This is a genomic window from Pseudomonas sp. FG35, from assembly GCF_057809295.1.
The window spans coordinates 24494-34355 of record NZ_JBMDJR010000026.1 but is presented as its reverse complement, the minus strand read 5'-3'; the positions used below and the strand labels follow the sequence as shown (position 1 = coordinate 34355).

Below are 9862 nucleotides of genomic sequence, written 5' to 3'. Positions count from 1 at the left end.
ACGACAACGGGAGTCACAATCCCGTGCTCTACCAACTGAGCTACGCCCACCATATTGCGTGCCAAAGAAGCCAAACAACTTCTTTGTAGAACTTCACCCGGCCAACGGCATGAATGAAGCTTTGATTGGTGCGGATGAAGAGACTCGAACTCTTACGCCTCGCGGCGCTGGAACCTAAATCCAGTGTGTCTACCAATTCCACCACATCCGCAGATGAAGCTTTTTAAAGCAAAGGCGCCAGACTGTTACATCTGGCGCCTTTCGAAATATGGGGTGGACGATGGGGATCGAACCCACGACAACGGGAGTCACAATCCCGTGCTCTACCAACTGAGCTACGCCCACCATATCGCGTTACTTGTGCCAATGCTGCCTAATGGCGCACCCGGCAGGACTCGAACCTGCGACCATCCGCTTAGAAGGCGGATGCTCTATCCAGCTGAGCTACGGGCGCCTTGTTAGCTGTACCCTTGGAGGACTACAAACTAAGTGCTTTCCAGCCTTGCAAAACGTTGATTTCGCTCGACCTTCTTAACCAGTGCTAGGCTGTGCCCGACAAGTGCGACGAATAGTATAGAGCGACCCGAGGGTCGTCAAATCCTTTTTAAAAAAAATTCATTTAATTAAAGGGCTTAGGGGAATTTGCTGACCAAGCGCCTTTGCCCTCACCGTTTGACATGCGAGAATGCGTTCTCTTTTTTTCCCCTCTCGATGGTTAATCACGCGCAATGACTGCACAACTAATCGACGGCAAATCGATCGCCGCCAGCCTGCGCCAGCAGATCGCCCAACGGGTTGCCGAACGTCGCCAGCAAGGTCTGCGCACGCCAGGCCTCGCGGTGATCCTGGTCGGCAGCGATCCTGCCTCTCAGGTTTATGTCTCGCACAAGCGTAAAGACTGTGAAGAGGTCGGCTTCCTCTCTCAAGCGTACGACCTGCCTTCCGAAACCACTCAAGAAGCGCTGACCGATCTGATCGATCGACTGAACGACGACCCGGCAATCGACGGCGTTCTGCTTCAACTTCCTCTGCCAGAGCACCTGGACGCTTCCAAACTGCTGGAACGCATCCGCCCGGACAAGGACGTCGACGGTTTCCATCCTTATAACGTCGGCCGTCTGGCCCAGCGCATTCCATTGCTGCGCCCGTGCACCCCGAAGGGCATCATGACCCTGCTGGAAAGCACGGGCGCCGATCTGTACGGGATGGACGCCGTGGTCGTCGGCGCGTCCAACATCGTCGGTCGCCCGATGGCGATGGAACTGTTGCTGGCCGGTTGCACCGTGACCGTCACCCACCGCTTCACCAAGGATCTGGCCGGCCATGTCGGTCGTGCCGACCTGGTGGTCGTGGCCGCCGGCAAGCCGGGCCTGGTCAAGGGCGAATGGATCAAGGAAGGCGCGATCGTGATCGACGTCGGCATCAACCGACAGGAAGACGGCAAACTGGTCGGTGACGTCGTGTACGAAACCGCCCTGCCCCGCGCCGGCTGGATCACTCCGGTGCCGGGTGGCGTCGGTCCGATGACCCGTGCCTGCCTGCTGGAAAACACCCTCTACGCGGCAGAAACCCTGCACGCCTGAGTCGCGTTTTCCGTACGCCGAGAACCCCGCCTTGTGCGGGGTTTTTCATGCCCTCGAAAAAACCTTTACCGTTCGCCGGAAACCCCTATTTTTACAGGGCTTTTCACGACTTTTTCATGCCTTGCGGACAACCATCGACAGTTCTTCAACCATACTCCTACAATGCGTCGTTTTTACGACACAGCCCGTTACAAAGAACGGCATCTCCAACCTTCATGAGTTCGCCCGCGTGAATATTCGTCTGTCCATCCTGAGCCTGGTTTTTGCATTTTCAGGCACACTCCTCACGCCCACGGTCAACGCCGCCGAAACCACCGCTGCCCCCCGAGACGCCTCGCAACTGAAGATTGCGTCCGGCAGCGCCCTGCTGATGGATCTGCAGACCAACAAAGTCATCTATTCCAGCAACCCGGACGTGGTGGTGCCCATCGCCTCCGTGAGCAAATTGATGACCGGGTTGGTAGTGGTCGAAGCGCATCAGAACATGGACGAATGGATTGACGTCGACATCAGTCACACCCCGGAAATGAAAGGCGTGTTTTCCCGCGTCAAACTGCGAAGCGAACTGCCCCGCCGGGAGATGCTGCTGATTGCCCTGATGTCCTCGGAAAACCGCGCCGCCGCCAGCCTGGCCCACCACTATCCGGGTGGTTACGCGGCATTCATCGCAGCGATGAACGCCAAGGCCAAGGCGCTGGGCATGACCAGCACGCACTTTGTCGAACCCACCGGTTTGTCGGAGCGCAATGTCTCCACTGCCCGCGACCTGAGCAAGTTGCTGGTGGCCGCGCACAAACAGCCGCTGCTCATCGAGCTGACCACCACCAAGGAAAAGACCGTCTCGTTCCGCAAACCCAATTACACCCTGGGTTTCCGTAACACCGATCACCTGGTCAACAAGGCCGACTGGGATATCCGCATCACCAAGACCGGTTTCACCAATCCTGCCGGTCATTGCCTGGTGCTGGTGACCCGCATGGCCAACCGTCCCGTCGCCCTGGTAATTCTCGACGCGTTCGGCAAATACACTCACTTTGCCGATGCCAGCCGCATCCGCAGCTGGGTGGAAACCGGCAAGAGCGCCAACGTTCCAGCGGTGGCTCAGCAATACAAAGCCGACAAGAACCTCAAGAGTCGCCAGAGCGGCGTAATCGAAGCCTCCAAGTAAATCGCCCACCCATGAAAAAGCCCCGACTCGTCGGGGCTTTTTCGTTTATGCACTCAGTCGTTGGGCAACGGCATCTTGTCGTCATCGGGAATGCCGTCACCGGCGCTTGGGTCGCGCGCATGCTCTGGCGTGACCACTGCTGGACGCGCGAGCGGATCGCGCAGGGGGCTGTCCGGATCCAGCACCGGATCGACATCCGGCTCGGGGGTAGTGGGCACACTGTCAGGCTTGTGGTCGTCGAAACTCGAATCGGTACTCATACGCACCTCGCTTCAAGGCTTGAGATCAGCCAAGGGATCGTAAGGCTTGGCCGGACGCTTGGGATCATCGCCCGGTTGCACATCCTTCGGCGCCTTCGCCGGGCCAATGGGATCGACTTGCGGATCGTCCAGATCAGGCGAATCCGGATCGAAGCCCAGGTCGTCGCCGCTGCCATGCTCGGAAGAATGCGGCCCGCTGGGTGAAGTTGGAATTGCCATGTTCGCCTCCTGATACTGGCCCGTAAAACACGGGACGCTACAGTTCAGAAGCGCATCCTCCATCAGGGTGCCCGACAGGCGACGAACGGAACCTCAATGCGCCGCCAGCGCCTTTCTCGCCTGCGCCGCTTCCCGCTCCTGCCCGGCCTGGGCCAGTGCATCGGCAGCTTTCAGCCAGCGCTGTTGATCGACCGCCGCTGGAATCTGCGTCGGTTTCTGGATCAACACCGCCCAGCCGCCGGATTTTTCGAGGGCCGACTCAAACGAGCTGAAGCTCATCAATTCACGGCGATTCATCCCGGCGCGCAGCAGCACCTTCTGCTTCAAGCGATCGTAGCCGGACAGGATCGCGTAACGCGGCTCCGCCCAAAACGCCGAGCCCTCACTGAAACGCACCATCACCGGATACCCGGCCGCCACCTGAGTCAGCAGCGCCGGCAGATTGCTGTCCAGCGGATACACGACCATGCCGTATTCACGCGCCAGGCTCTGCAGATTCTGTTGCAACTTGTCCTCGGCGCCCGGCAAGTGCAGCGGTTTTTCCAACAGCCCCGGCGTGATCACGATGCCCTGCTGCGACAGCAGACTGGCCAGCACCTGTGGCCCGCTTTGATAGGCCTCACCGCGGTAGAAGGTGCCGCTGAGCTCGACCCGTTCCGGCAGGCGCTTGACCTCCGGCGCCACACTGCCCGCACACCCCACCAATGCTGTCACGCAACCGGCCACCAGCAGCGCTGCGCGAATCCGGGAAAATAGCTGCACCATCATCACTCTCTTGATCAGTTACCGGTCATCGTGTTCCGGCTTGGTCGAGGATCATAGGACGGCGCAACGTTGCGGTATAGCCCAAAGCGGCAGATGCCAGAGCTGCATAGAGCGAACTGATTGAACACCACCGACCTTTGGTCAATAGCCTGAAACACACCAGCGACTAGACTGTCATTCAGACAAGAGCCAAAGAAAGCGCGCCCGACGCAGGGCAAAGAGGAGGCACAGATGAGCCTGACCATGACCATCGTAATGCTGATCGCCGGCTGGCTGGCCGTTGCCGCCGCCATGCTGTGGGGCGTGTTGCGGATTTCCCGCCGCCATCACCACCCGGTTCAACCTGCACCGACCAGGAAGATCGAGAAACACGACGCCCGCCACGCCACCGCGCACTGACGTTCTGCAACCAACAAAAACAAAAAGGCCGCCTGGACTCTCGCGAGTTCAGGCGGCCTTTGGTTTTCCAGCGATTACGCTTCGGCAGTCAGTTTCTTCTGCTTGGCGCGGCGCGACATCATGTTCAGCACTTCAATCGCAGCCGAGAATGCCATGGCGGCATACACATAACCTTTCGGTACGTGGGCGCCGAAGCCCTCTGCAATCAGCGTCATGCCGATCATGATCAGGAAGCCCAGAGCCAGCATCACCACCGTCGGGTTGTCATTGATGAACTTGGCCAGCGGATCAGCTGCAAACAGCATCACCAGCACCGAGACAACCACTGCAATCACCATGATCGGCAAGTGTTCGGTCATGCCGACCGCGGTAATGATGCTGTCGATCGAGAACACCATGTCCAGCATCAGGATCTGCCCGATGGCGGCAGCGAAGCCCAGGGTCACCGTCGACGTGGCGGTCTTCGGATCTTCCGGCGCCGGATCCATGCTGTGATGGATTTCGGTCGTCGCTTTCCACACCAGGAACAGGCCACCGGCAATCAGGATCATGTCCTTCCAGGAAAACGCCTGGCCGAGGATTTCGATGACCGGCGCGGTCAACTGAACGATGAACGCGATGGTGCTCAACAAGGCCAGACGCATGATCAGCGCCATGCCGATCCCCAGACGACGGGCTTTCTGCCGGTACTGCTCGGGCAGCTTGTTGGTCAGGATCGAGATGAAGATCAGGTTATCGATACCGAGTACGATCTCCATCACCACCAATGTGGCCAAGGCAATCCAGGCGGTCGGGCTGGAAGCGAGTTCTAACAGATATTCCATGGGTCAGTCCTGACTCTGTGTAAGACGGTTTAGATTTCCTGGGAGGACGATTCGGATTTTTCTTCGTCGTCTTTCGGTTCTTTCTTGCTGATCAGATTGCCGGTGGCATCGCTGAGCGCCTGCTCGGCGGCTTTGTGCGTGTCATCGATGGCTTGCTTGGCCGCTTCAGCCGCCTGCCCCATCAGTTGCTGGGCGCTCTTTTCGGCCTGATCGCAACCGGCCAGTACCAGTAAAGACGCGATCAATAACGCCGTAGTTTTTAGTTTCATGATGCTTCCCTCGATAGAACAGACAGCGCCGTACGGACCGGCCGTCGATGGCTGGGCATTCTAGGGAGACAAACACTTCAGGAAAATTCGTATTTTTAGCGGCTATACTTCGATTTATACGAACTGTATTTGTTGGACCGAAACCCATGCTCAATTACCGACAACTGCACTACTTCTGGGTAGTGGCCAAGACCGGCAGCATCGTCCGCGCCTGCGAGCAACTGAACCTGACGCCACAAACCATCAGTGGGCAGATTTCCCTGCTCGAACAGACCTACGGTATCGAGTTGTTTCAACGAGTCGGCCGGCAATTAGAGCTCACCGAGGCCGGGCGCCAGGCCCTGCCCTACGCCGAGCAGATGTTCCAGCTCGGCGGCGAACTGGAGTTGATGCTGCGCGCCCAGCCCAATGAACAGCAGATCCTGTTCCGGGTCGGCGTGGCGGACGTGGTGCCCAAATCCATCGTCTATCGCCTGATCGCGCCGACCATGGAATTGAGCGAGCCACTACGCATCACCTGCCGCGAAGACAAACTCGAGAGGTTACTGGCGGACCTGGCAATCCAGCGCCTGGACCTGGTGATCTCCGACAGCCCGATGCCCTCGCACCTGGACATCAAGGGCTACAGCCAGAAACTCGGGGAATGCGGGATCAGTTTCTTTGCCACCGCAGAACTGGCCGCGCAATACGGTCAGGATTTCCCGCGCAGCCTCCACGGTGCGCCGCTGTTGATCCCCGGCGCGGAAACCGTGGTGCGCAGTCGCTTACAGCGCTGGTTCGCCGAGCAGCAGATTCAGCCGAGGATTGTCGGGGAGTTCGATGACAGCGCCCTGATGCAGGCGTTCGGCCAGTCCGGCAGCGGGATTTTCATCGGCCCGAGCGTGATTGCCGATGAGGTGAAGCGCCAGTACGGCGTCGAGTTGATCGGCCAGACCGATGCGGTGAGCGAGTCGTTCTACGCGATCTCGGTGGAGCGCAAGGTCAAGCACCCCGGTATCAAAGCGATTACCGAAGGTGCCCGACGCGAGCTGTTTACAGCCTTTTAAGCCGGCGCACAGGCGTCGCGCGGCTTGAGCACCATCAGCACCATGGCGAGGAAAATCGACAGCAGAATGAACCCGGCGGCGGCGAAGCCCACAAAGCCCAGACCGGCGCTGTCGATCACTCGACCGCCAATGATCGCGCCCAGACCAATCCCGAGGTTGGCCCCGGCGATGTTCAGCGACGCGGCGAAGGCCGGCGCCTCAGGTGCGGCTTTCATCAAGCGCACGTGACTGACCAGAAACAGCGCCGCCTGCGTCACGCCCCAGATGCCCATCGCCGCCGCCAGACCCAGCGACGAATTGATGTTCGGCACCAGCGCCACCATCCCGGGGATCATGAACGCGCAGAACATCACCGACGCCATCAGCGGATGACGATCCACCGCGCGACCACCCAGCGAGTTGCCGATCAGACCGACCGCGCCAAAGCCCATCAGACACCAGCCGACCACGGTGCCATTGAAGCCGGCCAGACGTTCAAGGATGTCCGCCAGATAGGTGTAGGCGGTGAACATGCCGCTGAACACCAGGATCGACAGCAGCACATGACCCAGCATCAGCGGGCTGCGCAGAATCTTGAACTGCGAAGCGAAACTGACCTGATGCTGGTGCAGGCTGGTTTTCGGCAGGTAGACAAACAGCAGCAGCGCCTTGGCGAACGCGATCACCGCCAGAATGGCGAACGCGCTGCGCCAGCCGAACGCATCGGAAATCAGCGTACCAACCGGAATTCCGAACACGGTGGCGCAGACAATGCCGAAGCCGATCTTGGCGATCGCGCGACCGGCGTAGTCCGGGCCGACGATATCCACCGCCGTTTCGCTGGCCAGCGCCCAGAACACCGGCAACCCCAGCGCCGGGATCAGCCGGGCGATGGCCATGACCCAGATGTTCGGCGCCAACGCGGCCACGGTATTGGCCAGACCGAACATGATCAGGATGGTGATGAACAGCTTGCGGCGCTCGAAGCGGGCGAAATAGGCGGTCAAGAATGGACCGAACATCGCCACGGTGAAAGCGAACAGAGTCACCAGCAGCCCGGCCTGCGGGATGGTGACGGCCAGGTCGCGAGCAATCGCCGGCAGCAGGCCGACGATGACGAACTCCGTGGTCAGCACCGTGAACCCGGCGGCGGACAACAGAAGGATGGGCAACAGCATGAGGAACTCCAGCAAAACGACGACACCAGCGTTGACCCGAGGGCCCGCTGGCAGAACTTGAAAATAAGGATGCGCAATCTTAACAGAGTGTTTCCCGAGTGACTTGCACAAACCTGTCTAACTTGTAGATGGATCCGGTGGCAGATCGTCACAGGCCTGAAGGAATCGGATGACCCTGTGATAAAGTCCGCGCCCTGCAAAACGTACACCCTGTTCAGCCACCCGTTTAACGGCGTGGTTGGCGCGTCAGTCCTTTCGGTTCGTGTCTGTGGCCTGCCCCCGATTCAACGCCCGGATTGCGCAACCTTGCACCCTATAAAAAAACAGAGATGCCGTTCATGACCGCTTCATCCCCTTCTCTATTGCAACGCCTCAAAAGCCTCAGCCTGGTCACCCAGATCCTTATCGGCCTGATTGCCGGCATCGCCCTCGCGCTGTTCGCGCCGGAAGCGGCCAAAGGCACGGCCTTCATCGGCAAGGTGTTCGTCTCGGCCCTGAAAGCCGTGGCGCCGATCCTGGTGTTCGTGCTGGTCATGGCCTCGATCGCCAACCACAAGCACGGTCAGGAAACCCACATCCGGCCGATCCTGTTCCTGTATCTGCTGGGCACCTTCGCCGCCGCCGTGGTCGCGGTGATCGCCAGCATGATGTTCCCGTCGCATCTGGTGCTGTCCACCGACAACATCGCGGTGAGCGCGCCGGGCGGCATCAGTGAAGTGCTGCAAAGCCTGTTGCTGAGCGTGGTCGACAACCCGGTGAGCGCACTGATGAACGCCAACTTCATCGGCATTCTGGCCTGGGCCATCGGCATGGGCGTGGCGATCCGGCACGCGGGCGACACTACCCGCGAAGTGCTGGGTGATCTGTCCAACGGCGTGACAGTGATTGTCCGGGTCGTGATCCGTTTTGCGCCGCTGGGTATTTTCGGCCTGGTGGCATCGACCCTGGCCACCTCCGGATTTGGTGCATTGATCGGTTATGCGCATCTGCTGGCAGTGCTGCTCGGCTGCATGCTGTTCGTGGCGCTGGTGATGAACCCGCTGATCGTGTTCTGGAAGCTGCGTCGCAACCCTTATCCACTGACACTTCAGTGCCTGCGCGAAAGCGGCATCACCGCGTTCTTCACCCGCAGCTCGGCGGCGAACATTCCGGTCAACCTGGAATTGAGCAAGCGTCTGGGCCTGCATGAAGACACCTACTCGGTATCGATCCCGCTCGGCGCCACCATCAACATGGCGGGTGCGGCAATCACCATCACCGTGCTGACCCTCGCCGCCGTGCACACCCTGGGCATTGCGGTGGACATCCCGACCGCAATCCTGCTCAGCGTCGTCGCCGCGATCTGTGCCTGCGGCGCCTCGGGCGTGGCCGGTGGCTCGCTGCTGCTGATTCCGCTGGCCTGCAGCCTGTTTGGCATCCCGAGCGAAATCGCCATGCAGGTGGTGGCAGTCGGCTTCATCATCGGCGTGCTGCAGGATTCGGCCGAGACGGCGCTGAACTCCTCCACCGACGTGCTGTTCACCGCCGCCGCGTGCCTGGGCGAAGAGCAGAAAGCCCAGCGTCCGGCGTAAAAACCCGGCGCAACAAAAAGCCCGCCAAGGCGCAAACCTTGGCGGGCTTTTTGTTACAGAACGTTTTAGAACGCGCCCATGTAATCGCGCTTGCCCACTTCCACACCGTTGTGACGCAGCAGGGCGTAGGTGGTGGTGACGTGGAAGAAGAACTGCGGCAAGCCGTAGCTCAACAGGTAAGCCTGGCCGCTGAAGCGCTTCTCTTTCGGGGTGCCCGGGCGAGTCACGATCTCGATGCCTTCCTTGCCATTGATCTGCTCTGGCTTGATCTCGCCGATGAAGGCCAGAACCTTGGCGATCAGCGCTTGCAGCTCGACGAAGGTGGTTTCGGTGTCGTCATATTTCGGGATTTCGATTTCGGCCAGACGCGAGGACACGCCCTTGGCGAAGTCCACGGCGATCTGCACTTGACGCACCAGCGGAAACATGTCCGGGTACAGACGCGCTTGCAGGAAGGCGTTCGGGTCGATGTTTTTCTCGGTGGCGTGGGCTTCAGCCTTTTTCAGCACATCGCTCACGGCGTTGAGCATTTGTTGGAAAACCGGGACGGATGCGGCGTACAGGGAAATGGTCATGGCAGTCTCACGTGGTGGCTGGGTGA

At 59.8% G+C, this 9862-nt stretch carries 12 protein-coding genes and 3 tRNA genes; 5 read left to right on the top strand and 10 right to left on the bottom strand.

Annotated features, from left to right (window positions below):
- Positions 1-126: 126 nt before the first annotated feature.
- The 3 genes from ACODTD_RS28290 to ACODTD_RS28280 all read right to left on the bottom strand — a co-directional run bounded on the left by ACODTD_RS28290 (position 127) and on the right by ACODTD_RS28280 (position 454).
- Positions 127-211, bottom strand: a tRNA-Leu gene (locus tag ACODTD_RS28290).
- A gap of 58 nt (positions 212-269) precedes the next feature.
- A tRNA-His gene (locus tag ACODTD_RS28285) sits at positions 270-345 on the bottom strand.
- A 32-nt stretch (positions 346-377) separates the two neighbouring features.
- Positions 378-454, bottom strand: a tRNA-Arg gene (locus tag ACODTD_RS28280).
- Positions 455-728: 274 nt separating this feature from the next.
- On the opposite strand from ACODTD_RS28280, the gene folD reads away from it, so the two are divergent.
- Together folD and pbpG are read left to right on the top strand one after the other, a co-directional pair.
- Positions 729-1583, top strand: a complete 855-nt coding sequence (folD, locus tag ACODTD_RS28275) for a bifunctional methylenetetrahydrofolate dehydrogenase/methenyltetrahydrofolate cyclohydrolase FolD (RefSeq protein ID WP_011335038.1) — start codon at positions 729-731, stop codon at positions 1581-1583.
- Positions 1531-2751, top strand: a complete 1221-nt coding sequence (pbpG, locus tag ACODTD_RS28270; protein ID WP_238383019.1) for a D-alanyl-D-alanine endopeptidase — start codon at positions 1531-1533, stop codon at positions 2749-2751. The genes folD and pbpG overlap by 53 nt, the downstream gene beginning before the upstream one ends.
- A 53-nt stretch (positions 2752-2804) precedes the next feature.
- On the opposite strand, the gene ACODTD_RS28265 is transcribed toward pbpG, so the two are convergent.
- The 3 genes from ACODTD_RS28265 to ACODTD_RS28255 form a co-directional block, all read right to left on the bottom strand.
- The gene (locus ACODTD_RS28265; RefSeq protein WP_011335040.1) at positions 2805-3011 is read right to left on the bottom strand and encodes a hypothetical protein; all 207 of its coding nucleotides are present in this window, start codon (positions 3009-3011) and stop codon (positions 2805-2807) included.
- A gap of 12 nt (positions 3012-3023) precedes the next feature.
- Positions 3024-3230, bottom strand: coding sequence for a DUF6021 family protein (locus tag ACODTD_RS28260; protein ID WP_041475356.1), 207 nt, complete (start codon positions 3228-3230; stop codon positions 3024-3026).
- Positions 3231-3323: 93 nt separating this feature from the next.
- The gene (locus ACODTD_RS28255) at positions 3324-3995 is read right to left on the bottom strand and encodes a peptidase C39 family protein (protein ID WP_039767624.1); all 672 of its coding nucleotides are present in this window, start codon (positions 3993-3995) and stop codon (positions 3324-3326) included.
- Positions 3996-4226: 231 nt separating this feature from the next.
- Here ACODTD_RS28255 and ACODTD_RS28250 point away from each other — a divergent pair, with 231 nt between their 5' ends.
- Positions 4227-4394 carry a hypothetical protein gene (locus ACODTD_RS28250; protein ID WP_007951566.1) on the top strand — a complete coding sequence of 56 codons (168 nt, stop codon included), beginning with the start codon at positions 4227-4229 and terminating at the stop codon, positions 4392-4394.
- 74 nt (positions 4395-4468) lie between these two features.
- On the opposite strand, the gene ACODTD_RS28245 is transcribed toward ACODTD_RS28250, so the two are convergent.
- Together ACODTD_RS28245 and ACODTD_RS28240 are read right to left on the bottom strand one after the other, a co-directional pair.
- Positions 4469-5218 carry a TerC family protein gene (locus ACODTD_RS28245; RefSeq protein WP_011335043.1) on the bottom strand — a complete coding sequence of 250 codons (750 nt, stop codon included), beginning with the start codon at positions 5216-5218 and terminating at the stop codon, positions 4469-4471.
- Between the two features lie 29 nt (positions 5219-5247).
- Entirely contained in the window at positions 5248-5487 is a 240-nt protein-coding gene (locus ACODTD_RS28240; protein ID WP_039767627.1) for a hypothetical protein, read from the bottom strand.
- Between the two features lie 146 nt (positions 5488-5633).
- On the opposite strand from ACODTD_RS28240, the gene nhaR reads away from it, so the two are divergent.
- Positions 5634-6533 (top strand): transcriptional activator NhaR, encoded by a 900-nt coding sequence (gene nhaR, locus ACODTD_RS28235; RefSeq protein WP_007951569.1) that lies wholly within the window; start codon positions 5634-5636, stop codon positions 6531-6533.
- Here nhaR and ACODTD_RS28230 read toward each other — a convergent pair.
- Positions 6530-7690: an MFS transporter gene (locus ACODTD_RS28230; RefSeq protein WP_011335044.1), complete on the bottom strand. Its 1161-nt coding sequence runs from the start codon at positions 7688-7690 to the stop codon at positions 6530-6532. The two genes, nhaR and ACODTD_RS28230, sit on opposite strands and share 4 nt — an antisense overlap.
- 338 nt (positions 7691-8028) lie before the next feature.
- On the opposite strand from ACODTD_RS28230, the gene sstT reads away from it, so the two are divergent.
- Positions 8029-9261: a serine/threonine transporter SstT gene (gene sstT / locus ACODTD_RS28225; protein ID WP_064384078.1), complete on the top strand. Its 1233-nt coding sequence runs from the start codon at positions 8029-8031 to the stop codon at positions 9259-9261.
- Positions 9262-9326: 65 nt separating this feature from the next.
- Here sstT and ACODTD_RS28220 read toward each other — a convergent pair whose 3' ends face one another.
- Positions 9327-9836 (bottom strand): DUF1993 domain-containing protein, encoded by a 510-nt coding sequence (locus ACODTD_RS28220; RefSeq protein ID WP_201820043.1) that lies wholly within the window; start codon positions 9834-9836, stop codon positions 9327-9329.
- Positions 9837-9862 lie beyond the last annotated feature (26 nt).

Excerpts from the sequence above, each read along its gene's own strand:
- ACODTD_RS28250 (WP_007951566.1), top strand. The coding sequence starts at position 4,227 with ATGAGCCTGACCATGACCATCGTAATGCTGATCGCCGGCTGGCTGGCC.
- ACODTD_RS28240 (WP_039767627.1), bottom strand. The coding sequence starts at position 5,487 with ATGAAACTAAAAACTACGGCGTTATTGATCGCGTCTTTACTGGTACTG.
- nhaR (WP_007951569.1), top strand. The coding sequence starts at position 5,634 with ATGCTCAATTACCGACAACTGCACTACTTCTGGGTAGTGGCCAAGACC.
- ACODTD_RS28260 (WP_041475356.1), bottom strand. The coding sequence starts at position 3,230 with ATGGCAATTCCAACTTCACCCAGCGGGCCGCATTCTTCCGAGCATGGC.
- sstT (WP_064384078.1), top strand. The coding sequence starts at position 8,029 with ATGACCGCTTCATCCCCTTCTCTATTGCAACGCCTCAAAAGCCTCAGC.
- ACODTD_RS28255 (WP_039767624.1), bottom strand. The coding sequence starts at position 3,995 with ATGGTGCAGCTATTTTCCCGGATTCGCGCAGCGCTGCTGGTGGCCGGT.
- ACODTD_RS28245 (WP_011335043.1), bottom strand. The coding sequence starts at position 5,218 with ATGGAATATCTGTTAGAACTCGCTTCCAGCCCGACCGCCTGGATTGCC.
- folD (WP_011335038.1), top strand. The coding sequence starts at position 729 with ATGACTGCACAACTAATCGACGGCAAATCGATCGCCGCCAGCCTGCGC.
- ACODTD_RS28220 (WP_201820043.1), bottom strand. The coding sequence starts at position 9,836 with ATGACCATTTCCCTGTACGCCGCATCCGTCCCGGTTTTCCAACAAATG.
- ACODTD_RS28265 (WP_011335040.1), bottom strand. The coding sequence starts at position 3,011 with ATGAGTACCGATTCGAGTTTCGACGACCACAAGCCTGACAGTGTGCCC.
- ACODTD_RS28230 (WP_011335044.1), bottom strand. The coding sequence starts at position 7,690 with ATGCTGTTGCCCATCCTTCTGTTGTCCGCCGCCGGGTTCACGGTGCTG.